The organism is Phycicoccus sp. CSK15P-2 (assembly GCF_016888005.1).
GTDB lineage: Bacteria > Actinomycetota > Actinomycetes > Actinomycetales > Dermatophilaceae > Phycicoccus.
This window is the reverse complement of the sequence record NZ_JAFDVE010000001.1, coordinates 65025-81427: the sequence shown is the minus strand read 5'-3', so window position 1 is coordinate 81427 and position 16403 is coordinate 65025. Positions and strand designations below refer to the sequence as shown.

The window sequence follows — 16403 nt, the reverse complement described above, 5'->3', positions numbered from 1 at the left end:
ACCGGCACGGGACACGGTCGGAGGGCTCACCCGGTGGCGGGGGCACGCCCGTCCCGGCGCCGCAGCGCCTGCGCGAGCTCGGGGAGGTGGACCTGCCGGCGTGCGACGTAGCACCCGGCGGCGTAGAGCGGCAGCGCGACCATGCCCGCGAGCAGGGCCGCGAGCGGTGCGGAGTCGACGAGGGCGCGGGCCCCGACGAGCGGGACGCCGACGGCGCCCCCGGCGAGCAGGACGGCGGTGGCGAGTGGCGTGCCGACGGCGTCGACGCCGAGCGCCACCCGGACCTGGACGGCGGCGAGCACGTTGCGCAGCACGATCGCGCCGGCCCATCCGCACGCTGCCCCGAGCACGCCGTGGGCCGGAACGAGGAGAAGGTCGAGCACGACGAGCGTGGCGAACCCGACGAGCGTGTTGACCAGGGTCCACGTGGTCCGCCCGGACATCACGAGGAGGACGTCGACCATGCCGAGGAGGGCACCGAGCATGAAGGCCGCCGCGAGCACCGTGACGACGACGTCGCCGCCCTCGTACCCGGCGCCGAACACGCGCACGGCGACGTCGGCGTAGACGGCGAGGACGAGGTACAGCGGCCAGGTCATGAGGACGAGCCACGCGGTCGAGACGCGGTACAGCGCCCGGACGGAGGCCAGGTCCCCGACGGCGAAGAGCGCGGCGAAGCGGGGCTGTGCGGCGAGCCCGACCGCCTGGGCCCCCATCTGGCCCGCGACGACGAACCGTGTCGCGGCGGCGTAGACGGCGGCGGGCACCGCGCCGGCGAGTGCGCCGACGAGGACGACGTCGAGCCGCTGCATGGCGACCTGGGCCGCGGCCATGACCGCCCGCGGCCACGTGAAGCGCCAGAACTCGCCCCGGGGGCCGGGACCTCCTCCCGGGCGCAGGACGTCGAAGCCGAGCAGCCGGCGGGACCACACGACGGCGACGACGGCCGAGACCACGTACCCCACCGCCCACGCGGGGACGACGAGGTCGGGACGCGCCGCGAGCACCGCCACCCCGACGAGGACGAGCTGGGCGACCGGACGCAGCACGAGGGTCGTGACGGCGGTGGGCCGCATGGTCCCGGTCCCCCGCGTCGCGGACACCGCGAGGTTCTCGACGACGGCCACGACGAGGAAGGGCGCGAGCCAGCGCAGCGCGGCCGCCGTGGCGTCCGGCCGGTCCGGGCCGATGACTCCGCCGAGCACGGGCGCGGCGACCAGGGCGACGAGTCCGGTGGTGGCGGCCACGACGAGCACCGGGCCGCGTGCGACCTGCACGAACCCGCGGACCTGGTCGGCCGTGCCGACCGTCCGCGCGCGGGAGATGAAGTAGACCAGCCCGGTGCTCACCCCGAGGTCGGCCAGCGCCACCGCGACGATGAAGGCCGAGGTGGTCGTGAAGAACACCCCCGCGACGCCGTCGTCGAGGCCCCGCGCCACGAGGGTCGTCAGCGCGAAGCCGAGGACCGCCGAGGACGCGGCGCCCACGAGGTTCACCGCCCCACCTCGCGCGACCCGCCCGACCGCGCCACCACTCGGCGGATCGGCCTCCGCCGCCTGGGGGCGGGTGCGGTCGGCGTCGCTCACGGGCCCTAGGGTGGCATGCCCTCCCACGGATGCGGCGCCGGGTCGGCCGGCGCCGCCACCTACACTTCGGACGTCCCTCGTCCAGCCCAGGAGGCCAGCGTGTCCGCGTCCCGGATGGTCGTCGTGGGGCTCGTCTCCGCCGTGGCCCTCGGGGCCGTCCTGGCCGGCTACCTCGTGCTCCGCGGCGACAGGTGCGCGCTGGCCGACGACGGGTCGTCACCGTGTGGCGTCCTGCTCGGGGTCACCTCCGAGCGGCCCGACCTCGGGTCGCTCGCGGAGGCCGAGCGGTTCGCGGGTCGTCCGTACGACCTCGTGTACCGCTTCCACGGTCTGGACGACACCGTGCCCACCGACGAGGAGCGCGCGCTCGTCGACTCCGGACGTGCTCTGCACCTCAACATCGAGACCCGTGTGGGGCCTTCCCCCACGGACCACACCTGGGCCGACGTCGCGGCCGGGCTGCACGACGACCGCCTGCGCGACCAGGCCCGCGGCATCGCGTCCCTCGACGCGCCCGTCATGGTCACCTACGACCACGAGATGGACCTGCCGAAGAAGCAGGGCCGCGGTACCCCGCAGGACTTCGTGGCCGCGTGGCGCCGGGTCCACGGCATCTTCCACGAGGAGGGCGCCGACAACGCGGTCTGGGTGTGGGTCGCGGCCGCCCTGGAGGACACCCTGCACCACGTCGGCGAGTTCTGGCCGGGCAACGACGTCGTCGACTGGGTGAGCTGGGACGCCTACACCCGCTCCGGGTGCGACCCGCTCGAGCCGTCCACGACGGTGGGCGAGGCCGTCGACGTCTTCCACGACTGGCTGGAGGTCGAGGGCCCGCGCCACGGCATCGACCCCGAGAAGCCCCTCATGGTGAGCGAGCTCGGCGGGATTCTCGCGGAGGACGCGCCCATGACCCGTCAGCAGTGGTACGCCCAGATCCCGGCGATGCTCCGGGAGCGTCCGCGCATCCGTGCGCTCGGGCTGTGGGACTACTCCGGGACGTGCGACTTCCGGTACTCGAACGACCCGACCATGCGCGACACGCTGAGAGGGCTGGCGGCGTCCGAGGTGTTCGCGCGGCTCCCGGTCGACGCCGCTCCGTAGACTGCCCGCCGCGGAAGGCCTGCGGACCGGCCCCCTGATCGGAGAGGATCTCAGCGTGACGACGAACGACGCTGCCGACGAGGTCGCGGACCGGCGTCCCGCGGTCGGCGTGGTGCTCGCGACGTACGACCGGCCGGCGCTGATGCGCGAGGCGCTGCGCTCGATCCTCGAGCAGGACTACCCGGGGCCGATCCACGTCGTCCTCGTCTTCGACCGCAGCGAGCCCGACCACACCCTCGGGCTCGACGACCCCACCCGCCGGGTGGTGGTCACGACGAACGACCGCACGCCCGGGCTGGCCGGGTCGCGCAACACCGGCATCCTGGCCCTCGACACCGAGTTCGTGGCGTTCTGCGACGACGACGACGTCTGGCTCCCGGGCAAGCTGGCCCGCCAGATGGACCGCCTGCTGGCCGAACCGGACGCCGAGCTCGCGACCACCGCGATGCGGGTCGACTTCGGGGACCGCGCCACCGTCCGGCTCGCGGGGCGGGAGACCGTGACCATCCACGACATGGCCCGGTCCCGGATGGCGATGCTCCACTCGTCCTCGTTCGTCTTCCGACGCGAGGCCCTGCTGGGCGGCATCGGGCTCGTCGACGAGTCCCTCCCCCGCAGCATGGCCGAGGACTGGGACCTCCTCATCCGGGCCGCGCGCAGCGCGCCCATCGCCCACGTCGACGAGCCGCTCGTCGGCATCCGATGGGGGGCGTCGTCGTACTTCAACGACGCCTGGCGGGACAAGAACGAGGCGCACGCGTGGCTCCTCGCGAACCATCCCGAGATCGAGGCCGACCGGGTCGGGGCCGGCCTGCAGTACGGCAAGCTCGCGTTCGGGCACGCCGTGCTCGGCGAGCGCCGTGAGGCCCTGCGATGGACGTGGCGCTGCGCCCGGCGGAACCCGCGTGAGCGCCGGTGGCCGCTCGCGCTGCTCGTGCTCGCGGGGGTCCCCGGCGAGTGGATCCAGCGTGAGCTGAACCGGCGCGGGCACGGCGTCTAGCGAGCCGACCCTGACTGCGCCCCGACGGCCAGGGGGTGTGTCAGGGCCACGGAGTGACGATGAAGTCGGCCTGGGCGAGCCGCTCGCGCACGTCGTGGGTGATCTCCTCGACCTCCTCGACCTCCGCCGGGTCGAGCTGTCCGCGCCAGGCGAACGCGACCTCGGCCGGCGGACGCTCGAAGTTGTGCAGCCCGGTGCTCGTGACCCGGCCGGTGCCCTTGCGCGCCAGCTCGGCAGCGGCAGCCGAGCCCCACGGGAGCGCGAGCTCGGAGTGCAGCGCCCGGCAGACCGCGATGTCGCTCGCGACGTCCTCGTGGGCGACGACGACGACGTTCGGGACGTGCCGGAGGTCGGCGAGGGCCATGGCGTACAGCGCCGCCCAGAACCACCCCATGGCCGTCGCGCTGTCGGCCGCGGCGTCCGCGGGCAGACGAGGAACCACGGGGTCCTCCGGATCGCGCTGCGCCTCGTAGCGGGCGACGATCGGGGCGAGCTCCTCGAGGTCGGGCAGCCATCCCATCCGCCGGTAGCTCGTGAGCATCGCCCCGGGGTGCCGGTGGATGAGGACCGGCCGTGCCCCGGTGGCCGCGTGCACGGCAGGCATCGAGAGGAGGGCGAACGGGTCCTTGACGATCCGCCGCGTCCCGGGAAGGAGGGCGGCCGACTGACGCACCCCGTACCGGCTGTAGACGAACGGCGTCGTCCCCCGGTAGGCACGGCGCAGTGTGCGCTCCTGGAGCGGCGTGGGCTCGCACAGCCGGGCCCAGCCCTCGAGCGTCCCGCCCAGGGCGTACTGGCGACCACGGGGGTTCATCGGCTCCCGGCCGGTCATCGCGGCACCCGGGGCCTGCGCGAGCAGCCGGGCGAGCCAGGTCGTGCCGGACCGGGGCATGCCGGTGACGAGCACCGGGGCGAGCCCACGCACGGGGTGCCGCATCCGGACCGGTTCCACCATCGTGTCGACTCCCATCTGCTACGCCACCTTCAAGGTGAGAGGGGCGGGGTCGCCGCTGACCCCGACCCGGGTGTTGTAGGCCCGCCACAGGTCCTCGACCCCGAGGTCGGAGACCTCGCGGCCGACGGCGATGCCGCGCGCGTCGAGCGCCTGGCAGATGTAGGACTGGTGGTCGTCGACGTGCTCGTGGTGCCGGGCCCGACGAGGCAGGAGGACGGGTGCGTGCCCGGAGTCCAAGGCCATGAGTGCCGAGCCGATGCCGCCGTGGGCGACGACGAGGTCGGCCTCGGCCACCGCCGCCCGTAGCTCGTCGGCCGGGATGAGGCCGCGTCCCCGGACCCCGAGGCCGGCGAGGTCGGTGGCACCGGTCTGCCAGAGCACCTCGGCGTCGGCCGAGGTGACCTCCGGGAGGGTCTCGACGAGCCGCTCCACCGCGCGTCGGAAGCCGTAGGTGCGCATCGTGCCGAGGGACACGACGACCCGTTGCGCGCCGCGGTCACCCCGGGGTGCCGCCTGCGCGCTCTCCGCCTCGTAGCCGTCGAACAGCGACCCGGCGTAGCTCCACCGGCCCGTTGCGAGGGTCTCGTACTGGCTGTACAGCCGGACACCCGGGATGTGCTCGGCGAGCGATCCGGTGAGGCTCGGCTTGTCGGCCCGTGCGGCGCTCTCGATGTAGTGGCACGGGATGCCGAGCGCCCGCCCGGCCGCGAAGAACGGCAGCGCGACACCGGCGCCGGTGGACACGATGGCGCGGTAGCCCCCGCGCCGCAGCATCCGGATGGTGGGAAGGCCCGCGCGGAGCAGCTCCCGGTAGCCGCGGGGAGGGATGTACGCGACGTGGTGGACGACCTCCCCGTGGAGCACCCCGCGCGACTGGTCGTCGTCGAACGTGGCCCACTCGACCTCGCCGAGCTGGGGGCCCATCCGCTCGCGCAGCCGGACCATCTCCTCGAGGTGGCCGCCCGTGGACGCGACGAGGAGGGTGGGGCCGTCGCCGGAGCCGAAGGCCCTGCGGCCCCGGTGGGGGGTGCGGTGGTACATGGGGGAACTCGTCCTTCTGCCGGTCAGGAGGGGAGACGCCGCGACACGGCGACCTGGGGAGGGATGCGCATCAGTAGGCCCCCTGCCCGCGCAGGACCGCCTTGGCCGTGCGGAGCAGGATCTGGGCGTCGAGCGCGAGTGACCAGTTGTCGACGTACCAGAGGTCGAGACGGACCGAGTCGACCCACGAGAGGTCGCTGCGCCCCGACACCTGCCACAGGCCGGTCATGCCCGGCCGCACCCGGAGGCGGCGGACGACGTCGTTCTCGTACTCGTCGACCTCGCGGGTCAGCGGAGGCCGCGGACCCACCAGTGACATCTCGCCGCGCACGACGTTGAACAGCTGCGGGAGCTCGTCGATCGAGAACCGCCGTAGGAACGCCCCGACCCGGGTGACACGAGGGTCCTTGCGCCGCTTGAACAACACGGCGTTGCCGTCGTGCCCCTCGCGCATCTGCTCCAGGCGGGCCTCCGCGTCCGGGACCATGGTGCGGAACTTGAGCATCGAGAACATGCGTCCGCCCTCACCGACCCTGTCCTGGCGGAAGAACGCCGGTCCGCGGGAGTCGAGCCTGACCAGCAGCGCGACGAGGAGGAAGAGCGGCGACATCACGAGGAGCGCGGTCGCGGCGAGCACGCGGTCGCCGGCGAGCTTCAGGCCGTACCGGATCCCGCTGAGCACGGGACGCTCGACGTGCAGCAGCGGGAGCCCGGCCGCGCGGCGCATCGTGAGCCGCGGCCCCGCGACCTCGACCACGCCCGGGGCGACGAGCAGGTCGACGTCCCTCTGCTCCAGCGCCCAGCCGAGCCGCCGCAGCGCGTGGCCCGACATCGTCGGGCTGCTCGCGACGGCGACCGCCTCGGCACCGACCCGTTCGACGGCCTCGACCGCCGAGGCCTCGTCCCCGAGGACGGGGACCCCGACGAACTCGTCGCTGGCCAGGACGGGGTCGTGGGGGTCGCTGACGCACACCCCGGACACCCGCATCCCGGTGGTCCGGGGATCAGCGCCGATGCGCTGGAGGACGTCCCGGACCGCGTGCGCCTCACCGACGAGCACGGTGGGCCTGAGGAACCTGCCCCTCTCGCGGGCGGCCGCCAGCCGGCGGCGCAGCATCCAGCGCAGCACGAGCGTCGCACCCGCCATGACCGGCACCGCCAGGAGGAGCACTCCGCGCGAGAACTCGAGCTTCAGCGCGTACGACATGAACGCGACGAGCGCGACGAGCGCGAGGGCGGCCCGGGTCACGGCCCGGTACTCCTCCGTGCCCGCGCCGACGTACCGCGACGCGTACCCACCGTGCCGGGCGAGCAGCAGCGGCCAGGCCGCCACGAGCAGCGCCCCGCGCAACGGCGTGGACGGGTCGTCGAGGACCGCGTGCGACCCGAGGAGCGCGTCGCGCCCGACGAGAGCACCCACGACGGCGGCGACCGCGGCGAGGATGTCGAGCCCGAAGGCCCTGAGGTGGTGACGCCGCTCCCAGGCGGCGAGCCCGTGCACGACCCGGGCATGGCCGTATGCGGCCAGGTCAATGTGAGCTCGGCGCTGACGTGGAGGTGTCCACGGGCGCGCGCCAACGCTCTGAGTAATACTCATCGAACCGTCGACCCCTGCAATCGATGGAGTTCGAAGCGCTATATCAGGCCGGACACCGCCGCTCGGAAGCGGTGGGACTCGCCTGCATCAGTACTTCCCGTGACGAACGGCCCTGCACCGCTCGCTACGGATGTCGGCCACTGTAGCCACAACGTGCGGCCCCCCGGAAGCGTCATCCCCGGATAGTGGTGGCGGCACCACCCCGGCCCCGGCGCAGGCACCACACCGGGGTCACCCCCACCGCGGTCCCGGCCGCGTACGGCCGTCGCCGCCCACCGAACGGCCTCCCGGACCGCGCAGGTCAACGGGGTGCGTGCACCCGCTGCTGCGCCTCGAGAAGGCCGACGGTGACGAGCTGCTCGACGGCGTCGGCCGCGTCCCCCACGGTGAAGGGCAGGTCCTTGCGCTCGGTCGGTGAGAAGTCGCGCAGCACGTAGTCGGCGGGGTCCATCCGGCCCGGCGGCCGGCCGATGCCGACGCGCACCCGGTGGTAGTCCCGGGACCCGAGCGCCGAGCTCACCGAGCGCAGCCCGTTGTGCCCGCCTTCGCCCCCACCGCGCTTGAGCCGGACCACCCCGGGGTCGATGTCGAGCTCGTCGTGGACCACGACGAGCCGCTCGGCGGGCACGGAGAAGAACGACAGCAACGCCTTGACCGGCCCGCCGGACTCGTTCATGTAGCAGCCGGGGACGGCGAGGACGGCGCGCGGGCCGGGCACTCCCCCGGGTCCCGTGCCGACCCGGACCTGTGCCGCGGAGGCCCGGGCCTTGTGGGTGCGCAGGCTCGTCCCGGTGCGGCCGGCCAGCTCCTCGACCACCATGGCCCCGACATTGTGCCGGTTGCCCGCGTACTGCGGTCCCGGGTTGCCGAGGCCGACGACGAGCCAGGGTGCGGAGTCGCTCACGGGACCGATCCTGCCATCCGGACGGGGACGCACGACGGGGCCCGGTCCGTGGCGGACCGGGCCCCGTGCGGAGCGGGAGCGCTCAGGACTCGTCCGTGGACTCGCCCTCGGCGCCGGCGTCCTCGGCGGACTCGCCCTCGGCGGCCTCCTCGTCGGACTCCTCGCGCTCGATGCCGGCCTCGGCCTCGGCGTCCTCGAGCTCGGCCTCGAGCTCTTCCTGCGACTGCTGCTGGGTGACGTTGACGACCAGGTACTCGGGGTCGGTGACGAGCTCGGCACCCTCGGGGAGCTCGACCTGGCCCGCGAGGACCTGGGTCCCGGCCTCGAAGCCCTCGACGGAGACGGTGACCCACTCGGGGATGTTCGTCGCCTCGACCTCGACCTCGAGGGTCGTGAGGGCGGTGGTGACGACGGTCTCCGGCGCGGCCTCGCCCTCGACGTGGACACCCACCTCGACGGTGACCTTCTCGCCCTTGCGCACGACGACGAGGTCGACGTGCTCGATGATCGGCTTGATGGGGTCGCGCTGGACGTCCTTCGCCAGGGCCATGTGCTCCTCGCCGTCGATGACGAGCGTGAGCAGGGCGTTGGTGTGCTTGAGCGCGAGCATCGCCTCGTGGCCCGGCAGCGTGATGTGCACGGGAGCCGTGCCGTGGCCGTACATGACGGCGGGGATCTTGTCGGCGCGGCGGATCTTGCGGGCTGCGCCCTTGCCGAACTGCGTGCGCTGCTCGACGACGAGCCGGGTGACCTCGGTGGACACGGGAACTCCTGGGAATGGTTCGGGAACGGACGGGTGTCGGTCCTCGACGCGGGGCGTGGCACCGGACCGGCGCACGAACGGCCCGCGAGGCCCGGAGGGCTCGCCTGCCGCCAGCGTCGATCACGGACGGTCGAGCCACCACTCTGGCTGCCGGACTCCCTCGTCCGGTGCGACGTCCCTCGCCGAGGCAACCCCGCGAGTCTAGGCGACCGGCGCCGGAACCTCGAAATCGACGGCACCGCCGGTCCGCCGTCGTTCGTGGCGGGCCTCGCCGAGCCGGACCGCGAGGACCCCGCCGAGGATGACGACCCCGCCGGCGAGCTGCCACGGACCCGGGAGCTCGCCGAGGACCACCCAGGCGACGAGGACGGCGAAGATCACCTCGGTGAGCCCGACGAAGGACGCGAGTGTCGACCCCAGGTGCCGTGTGCCGAGCACGCCGAGGACGTAGGCGGCCGCCGCGGCGACGAGGACGAGCTCGGCGAGCGAGACCCAGGCCGGCACGGCCGACCCGGAGAGGTCGACGACCGAGGCACCGACGCGCAGGTCGATGATCCCGAGGGTGCCGAGCGCCAGCAGCACGAGCGACCCGACGAGAAGACCGGCCCCGGCGAACGTGAGCGGCGGCAGATGCGTCTCGCGCCCCGCGAGGACGTAGTGCCCGGCGAGCCCGACCGCCGCGAGGACCGCCCAGGCGACGCCGACCAGCGACGGGGTCGACCGGCCGGAGAGGTCGAGGACGAGGCCGAGGCCGACGACCGCGAGGACGACCCCCACCGCCGTCAGCACGTGGGGGCGCCGACGGGTGAGCATCCAGACCCAGAGCACGACGACGACGATCCCGAGGTACTCGATGAGGAGCGCGACCCCGACGGTGAGGTGCTCGATGGCCTGGAAGTAGCCGAGCTGGGCCGCACCCACGGCCAGCAGCCCGTACCAGAGGAGCAGCCCCAGCTCGCGGCGCAGGACGCCCAGGTCCTGCCGGATGGTCCAGAGGCCGACCGGCAGGAGCAGGAGCGTGGCTCCGGCCATCCGCACGAGGACGACGGCACCGGGCGACCAGCCGCTGTCGATGAGCGACTTGGCGAACGGGCCCGACGTCCCGAACGCGAAGCTGCCGAGCAGCATCGCCACGAGACCGACACCCAGCGTGCGACGGACCATCTCGACCATCCGAACCTCCCTCCGGACACTCCCCGGCCGGCGAGGCGGCACGCAGCCACCCCTGGTGTAAGGAGTCATTGTGTATGTTGACCCTGACGCTAGAGCACGAATACGTCAGGAGTCAACATGGTTTTCACCCATGACACCGACCTCGTCCTGCGCCACACGGCGGTCCTGTGCAACACCGCCCCGGGACACGGGTCGAGCGGCGAGGAGGAGCTGCCCGACCTGCCCTCCGTCCTCGCCTGGATGGAGGAGTGGGGGTGGACCGGAGGCATCCCGGACGACGAGGCCGACGTCGCGCACCTGCACCGGGTCCGCGAGCGCGTCCGCGGCGTCTGGGTCGCCCCGCTCGAGGAGCAGGTCGCGGAGGTCAACGCCCTGCTCGCGGAGGGCAGCGCGCTCCCCCGGCTCGTCGAGCACGACGACCAGGGCTGGCACATCCACGCCACCGACGACGACGCCCCCTTCGCCGACCGGGTCGCCGTCGAGGTCGCGATGGCGATGGTCGACGTCATCCGCGCCGGGGAGCGCGACCGCCTCCAGGTGTGCAGCGCCGACGACTGCGACGACGTCTACGTCGACCTCTCCCGCAACCGGTCGCGCAAGTTCTGCGACGGGACGTGCGGGACGAAGGCGAACGTCGCCGCCTACCGCGCCCGCAAGCAGCGACAGCCCGAGGGATGACCGAGGCGACCCCGGCGCCGCCCGGCACCGGGGGTCGCCTCGCCGCGTCAGCCTCCGGTCAGGGTCTTCGCCTGGTCGATGACGAGGACGACGGAGAACCCGCCGTAGAAGAGCACCGCCCAGCCGAGCACGACGAGCCGGCCGCCCTTCAGCCCGATCTCACGCGGCAGCGTGAACCGGTTGAGCTGGATGAGCAGCGCCGAGTACACGAACATCACGATCCCGTTGAGCGAGGACGCGATGACGAGCAGCAGGACGGGCTGGGTGATGCCGGAGAGCAGGATCACCGAGCCGAACGCGATCTCGAGCCAGACGACCGCGAAGTAGAGCTTGCTCTCGCTCCACCTCGTGCTGTTCCGCAGCGGCCCGGTCTTGAGGATGTCGGCGGTGATCCGGCCGACCATGTCGAGCACGGCGAGGTTGGTGGAGAAGAGCACGACGGTTCCGATGAGCCAGAACGCCGTGGACAGCCAGGCGCCCTGGAGGTCGCCGAGCGCGTCGCCCTGCACCCTGATGAAGTCGAAGCTCTCCTCGGAGAGCCCCTGGTCGACCGTGACGAACGTGAGCGCCATGAAGACGAACAGTGTCACCGCGCCGATCACGAAGAACGTCGTGAACTGCTCGCGGTGCGCGAGCTTCCACCACGCGTTCCAACGCCGCATGTTCTCCGGGTCGCGCTTGAAGAAGTAGCCCGTCGTCGGAGCCGCGATCTCCTCCCCGGTGAACGGTGAGACGACCTTCGGCAGCCTGGCCCCCATCCCGAGGCCCTTGTCGCGCATCCAGTTCGACTGGGCCAGGTTCATCGCGCCGCCCGCGCCCGCGAACGCGATCGCGCCGAGCAGGGTCGCCGTGCCGATCGTGCCGATCCCGTCGGGGATCTCCGCCACGGAGACGAAGCCCGTGGCGAGCCCGGCGTAGCCCTCGCCCCCGATGAGGAAGAGCATCGCGTAGAGCACGAACAGCACGATGAGCGCCACCATGAAGAACTGGATCTTCTCGACGGTCCGGTACACGACCGGTGAGGCCGTCAGCACCGCACCGATGAGCACGAGCACGCCGATGGTCAGGTACGGGATGACGTCGGCCGAGAAGCCGAACACGAAGCTCAGCGTGGTGGTGCCGCCGGTCGCCCAGCCGGGCCAGGCCCAGGGGACCACGGTCATGACGATGAAGAGCAGGCCCCACGGCCGCCACAGCCGGGTGAAGCCGGTGACCGCCGTCTCCCCGGTCGCCAGGGTGTACCGCTCGATCTCCATGTTGAGGAAGTACTGCGTGGTCACGCCGAGGAGGGTCAGCCACACGAGGGTCAGGCCGACCTGGGAGGTGATGTAGGGCCAGAGGACGAACTCACCGGACCCGATGGCGCCGGCCAGCAGCAGCACGCTGGGCCCGAGGATCTTCTTCAGCGGCACCGGTTCGGGGAGGTCGGCGTACCGCGCGGGTTCGACGTGCGCGCTGGGCAGCTCGTGTGCCAGGTCTCCCCTGTCGACCTGATCGGTCTCGGCCATGGTCAGACTCCTTCGTCCGGTTGACCGGGGAGTCCTGCTCCCCGGAGCGAGGCGTCGAGCAGCTCGACGGTGTGCAGCAGCCGCATGGGGTGCCCCGAGCGCTCGATGGCGCTGGCGACCTGCATCAGGCATCCCGGGTTGGCCGTGACGAGCACGTCGGCGCCGGTCGCGACGATGTTCGCCGCCTTGCGGTCGCCGAGCTCCCGGGCCGGGCCGGGGCTCAGGATGTTGTAGATCCCGGCCGACCCGCAGCACAGCTCGGCCTCGGCGACCTCCCGGAGCTCCAGACCCGGGACGGCCTGCAGCAGGCGCCGTGGCTGGGCCCGCACTCCCTGCGCGTGGGAGAGGTGACATGCGTCGTGGTAGGCGACGGTGACGTCCAGCGGATGGCGGGTCGCGACCGGCCCGAGCTCGTCGAGGAGCTCGGAGACGTCGCGCACCCGTGCCTCGAAGGTCCGGGCCCGCTCGGCGTACTCGGGGTCGTCGGCGAGCAGCGCGGCGTACTCCTTCATCGTCGAGCCGCAGCCCGCGGCGTTGACGACGACGTGGTCGACGCCGCTGGTGTCGAACGCGTCCACCAGGCCCCGGGCGTAGGAGCGCGCCTCGTCGTCCCGCCCGTTGTGCGCCGAGAGCGCCCCGCAGCACCCCTGCGCCCGCGGGACCACCACGTCGAGCCCCTCGGCCTGCAGCACGCGTGCGGTGGCGGCGTTGACACCGGGGAAGAACGCGCCCTGCACGCAGCCGGTGAGGAGTCCGACGACGCCGCGACGCGCGCCCAGGGCGGGCAGGAACGACGGGAGGCGCTCGGCGCGGCCCAGCCGGGGCGCCAGCCCCTCCATCGCCGCGAGCTGCGGCGAGAGCCGCTCGAGCAGACCGGTCCGGCGCAGCGCCCGGTCGAGGCCCGCGGCCTGCAGGGCCCGCAGCGGGCCACGGAGCAGCCGCAGCCGGCGCGGGTGGGGGAAGATCGCGAAGACGAGGCTGCGTAACGCCCGGTCGGCGCGGCCGCGCTCGTGCCGCCGCTCGACCTGGGCCCGGGTCTGCTCGATGAGCACGTCGTACTGCACCCCGGACGGGCAGGCCGTGACGCAGGCCATGCACCCCAGGCAGGCATCCCAGTGCGCGACCATCGAGTCGGTCATCGGCTCGCCCTCGAGGCCCTGCTTCATGAGGTGGATCCGGCCGCGCGGGGAGTCCATCTCCTCTCCCCACAGCACGTACGTCGGGCACGTCGGCAGGCAGAACCCGCAGTGCACGCAGTCGCCGACGAGGGCGGCGTCCGGGGGGTGGTGCTCGTCGAACGCCCCGCCCGGGACCGGTCCGTCGACGTCGACGACCGACCCGGTGGCGGGGGCATCCGGCTGGTCGCGGTGGTCGGTGCTCATCAGATCCCTCCCACGAACCGGCCCGGCGCCATCCGCCGGTCGGGGTCGAAGCGCTCCTTGACCCGGCGCATCAGGTCCAGGGCCGGGACCGGGCCCCACGGGTCGCACGACCGCTCGACGTCCGGTGGCGCCTGGAGGACGACCGCGGACCCGCCACGGGCGACGCAGGTGGCGCGCAGCCGGTCCACCGCGGCGACGACGCCGCCCGCGGCGGTGACGGGCAGCGCGGCGTACAGCACGCCGGAACCAGCCGAGCCGCGGACCCGTGCCCCGGCCCCGGCCGCCGCCGCGACCACGTCGCGCAGCCCCGACAGCACGCAGGTGAGCTTGAGCCCGACCTCGTCCGGCGCCCAGGGGTACCTCCCCCAGCCGTCCGGGGCGTTCTGCGCGACCTCGGCGCCGCCGCCCAAGAGGTGGGCCACCGCGTCCGCGCGCCGGGTGACACCGGTCGCCCGGCCCCCGAGCTGGACCGTGAACGACCCCGAGGCCGCGTCGCGTGCGGGACCGCCGAGGTCCACCTCGACCGCCGCGGGCACGACCTGCGCATGGACCACGGCATGGGTGAGGCGGTGCACGGCGTCGGCGTCCGCCACCGGAACCGAGACCCAGCGCTCCGTCTCGGCGGCCGGATGGAGGCGGAAGGTCGCCCGGGTGATGACACCGAGCGTGCCGAACGACCCGACGAGCAGCTTGCCGAGGTCGTAGCCCGCGACGTTCTTCACGACCCGGCCGCCGGACCGGGCGACGACACCGTCGGCGCGCACGACGGTCATCCCGATGAGGAGGTCGCGGGCGGTCCCGGCGAGCATCCGCTCCGGCCCGGAGGCGTGTGCGGCCAGGCTGCCCCCCACCGTCGCCCCGGGCGTCGTCTCGTCCACCACGAGACGCTGGCCCTGCTCCCCGACCACGGACCGCACGGCGGCGAGAGGTGTGCCGGCCTCCGCCTCGACGATGAGGTCACCCGCCTGGTGGTCGAGGACCCGGTCCATGGCGGTCAGGTCGAGCACGAGGTCGGCGGACTCCGGCGGCGGGCACCACGCCAGCTTCGTCCCGGCCCCCCGCGAGACGACGCTGAGGCCGTGCGCGGCACTGGCACGCATCACCTCCGCGACCTCGGACGTGTCGGCGGGCCGCGCCACCAGCCCCGCGGGTGTGCCGTCGACCGCGTCGTCCCCGGTCGCCTCCCTGACCTCGCACGCCGAGCCGACCGCGGCGCGAGCCGCTTCCCCCAGGGCCGTCGCGACCATCAGAAGACCTCGGCCAGACCGGCCGCCTGCGCCGGGTGGACACCCTTGCGCCGGCCGGGCACCTCCCCGCACAGGCGCGGCGTCGGGAACACCTTGCCCGGGTTGGCGATGCCGTCGGGGTCGAAGGCACACCGCAGCAGCTGCATGGTGTCGAGGTCGTCCTCGCCGTACATCCGCGGCATGTACTTCGCCTTGTCGACACCCACCCCGTGCTCGCCGGTGATCGAGCCGCCGTGCTCGATGCACAGGTCGAGGATGGCGCCACTGACCTCCTCGGCCGCCTCCCCCGCCCCGTGGACGGCGTCGTCGAAGAGGACCAGCGGGTGGAGGTTGCCGTCCCCCGCGTGGAAGACGTTGGCGACCCGGACGCCCGAGCTGCGCGAGACCTCGTCGATGGCCCGCAGCACCTCGGGCAGGGCGGTCCGCGGGATGACACCGTCCTGGACGATGTAGTCGGGGCTGATCCGTCCGACGGCCGCGAAGGCCGACTTGCGCCCCTTCCAGATCAGCGCACGGTCCGCCGGGTCGGTCGCGAGCCGCTGCTCGGTGCTTCCGTGCTCCCGGCAGATCCGCTCGACCTGCGCGTACTCGGCCTCGACCTCGGCCTGCGGGCCGTCGAGCTCGATGACGAGCACTGCGCCGGCCCCGTCGGGGTAGCCGCACTGCACCGCCGCCTCGGCCGCCTCGATGGCCAGGGCGTCCATCATCTCGATGGCCGCCGGCACGATCCCGGCGGCGATGATCGCCGACGTCGCGTGACCCGCCTGGTCGGTGGACCCGAAGCCGACGAGGACGGTGCGGACCGCCTCCGGCAGGCGCACCAGGCGCAGCGTCGCCTCGGTCACCACGCCGAGCGTCCCCTCGGAGCCGATGACCGCACCGAGGAGGTCGTACCCGGGGGCGTCGGGCGCGTCGGTACCCAGGCGCACGATGTCGCCCTGCGGGGTGACGAGCTCGGCCGACAGCACGTGGTTGGCCGTGAAACCGTACTTGAGGCAGTGGGCGCCGCCGGAGTTCTCGGCGAGGTTGCCGCCGATGGAGCAGATCTGCTGGCTCGAGGGGTCCGGTGCGTAGTAGTACCCGCCGGGCGTCGCCGCCCGCGTGACGTCGAGGTTGATGACCCCGGGCTCGACCACGGCCCGCTGGTCCTCGGGCCGGACCTCCCGGATCGAACGGAGCAGCGAGGTCACGACCAGCACTCCGTCGGCGTGCGGCAGCGCGCCACCGGAGAGGCCGGTCCCGGAACCCCGGGCGACGAAGGGCACACGGTGCTCGTTGCACGCGGCGACGACCGCCGCGAGCGACCCCGCGTCGGGCGGGACCACGACGAGCCCGGGGGTCACCCGGTAGTGGGCGAGCCCGTCGCACTCGTAGGTGCGGAGCCGGGCGCGGTCGGTGATCACCGCGTCGGCCGGGAGGAGACGCCGCGCCAGGTCGGCCACGGCGTCGAGTCCTCTGGTCATCGGCC

General features: G+C 73.4%; 14 protein-coding genes. 3 read left to right on the top strand and 11 right to left on the bottom strand.

Translation table 11 applies throughout. The features are described 5' to 3' along the window. Window positions 1–26: 26 nt before the first annotated feature. Entirely contained in the window at window positions 27–1586 is a 1560-nt protein-coding gene (locus JQN72_RS00405; RefSeq protein ID WP_204133170.1) for a lipopolysaccharide biosynthesis protein, read from the bottom strand. Window positions 1587–1685: 99 nt separating this feature from the next. Between JQN72_RS00405 and JQN72_RS00400 the strand changes: the two genes are divergently transcribed. Then, a complete protein-coding gene (locus JQN72_RS00400) occupies window positions 1686–2687 on the top strand; it encodes a hypothetical protein (RefSeq protein ID WP_204133169.1) in 1002 nt (333 codons plus the stop codon). 55 nt (window positions 2688–2742) lie between these two features. Next, the gene (locus tag JQN72_RS00395; RefSeq protein WP_307812311.1) at window positions 2743–3687 is read left to right on the top strand and encodes a glycosyltransferase family A protein; all 945 of its coding nucleotides are present in this window, start codon (window positions 2743–2745) and stop codon (window positions 3685–3687) included. Between the two features lie 40 nt (window positions 3688–3727). Here JQN72_RS00395 and JQN72_RS00390 read toward each other — a convergent pair whose 3' ends face one another. From JQN72_RS00390 to JQN72_RS00365, 6 genes are all read right to left on the bottom strand, one after another. After that, window positions 3728–4657: a sulfotransferase gene (locus JQN72_RS00390; protein WP_204133168.1), complete on the bottom strand. Its 930-nt coding sequence runs from the start codon at window positions 4655–4657 to the stop codon at window positions 3728–3730. A 3-nt stretch (window positions 4658–4660) separates the two neighbouring features. Next, complete coding sequence (locus JQN72_RS00385; protein ID WP_204133167.1) at window positions 4661–5683, bottom strand: glycosyltransferase; 1023 nt, start codon at window positions 5681–5683, stop codon at window positions 4661–4663. A gap of 70 nt (window positions 5684–5753) precedes the next feature. Next, entirely contained in the window at window positions 5754–7184 is a 1431-nt protein-coding gene (locus JQN72_RS00380) for a sugar transferase (RefSeq protein ID WP_307812310.1), read from the bottom strand. A 397-nt stretch (window positions 7185–7581) separates the two neighbouring features. Further along, the gene (gene pth / locus JQN72_RS00375) at window positions 7582–8184 is read right to left on the bottom strand and encodes an aminoacyl-tRNA hydrolase (RefSeq protein ID WP_204133165.1); all 603 of its coding nucleotides are present in this window, start codon (window positions 8182–8184) and stop codon (window positions 7582–7584) included. Between the two features lie 82 nt (window positions 8185–8266). Beyond that, complete coding sequence (locus JQN72_RS00370; RefSeq protein ID WP_204133164.1) at window positions 8267–8947, bottom strand: 50S ribosomal protein L25/general stress protein Ctc; 681 nt, start codon at window positions 8945–8947, stop codon at window positions 8267–8269. A 201-nt stretch (window positions 8948–9148) separates the two neighbouring features. Next, window positions 9149–10111: a DMT family transporter gene (locus tag JQN72_RS00365; protein WP_204133163.1), complete on the bottom strand. Its 963-nt coding sequence runs from the start codon at window positions 10109–10111 to the stop codon at window positions 9149–9151. 126 nt (window positions 10112–10237) lie between these two features. Between JQN72_RS00365 and JQN72_RS00360 the strand changes: the two genes are divergently transcribed. Beyond that, window positions 10238–10798, top strand: coding sequence for a CGNR zinc finger domain-containing protein (locus JQN72_RS00360; protein WP_204133162.1), 561 nt, complete (start codon window positions 10238–10240; stop codon window positions 10796–10798). Between the two features lie 47 nt (window positions 10799–10845). On the opposite strand, the gene JQN72_RS00355 is transcribed toward JQN72_RS00360, so the two are convergent. The 4 genes from JQN72_RS00355 to JQN72_RS00340 are packed head-to-tail and all read right to left on the bottom strand — an operon-like array spanning window position 10846 to window position 16398. Beyond that, window positions 10846–12306: an Nramp family divalent metal transporter gene (locus JQN72_RS00355; RefSeq protein ID WP_204133161.1), complete on the bottom strand. Its 1461-nt coding sequence runs from the start codon at window positions 12304–12306 to the stop codon at window positions 10846–10848. Between the two features lie 2 nt (window positions 12307–12308). Next, window positions 12309–13688 (bottom strand): (Fe-S)-binding protein, encoded by a 1380-nt coding sequence (locus JQN72_RS00350; protein WP_204133160.1) that lies wholly within the window; start codon window positions 13686–13688, stop codon window positions 12309–12311. Then, a complete protein-coding gene (locus tag JQN72_RS00345) occupies window positions 13688–14935 on the bottom strand; it encodes an FAD-binding oxidoreductase (RefSeq protein ID WP_204133159.1) in 1248 nt (415 codons plus the stop codon). The genes JQN72_RS00350 and JQN72_RS00345 overlap by 1 nt, the downstream gene beginning before the upstream one ends. Next, window positions 14935–16398 carry an FAD-binding oxidoreductase gene (locus tag JQN72_RS00340; protein ID WP_204133158.1) on the bottom strand — a complete coding sequence of 488 codons (1464 nt, stop codon included), beginning with the start codon at window positions 16396–16398 and terminating at the stop codon, window positions 14935–14937. The genes JQN72_RS00345 and JQN72_RS00340 overlap by 1 nt, the downstream gene beginning before the upstream one ends. Window positions 16399–16403 lie beyond the last annotated feature (5 nt).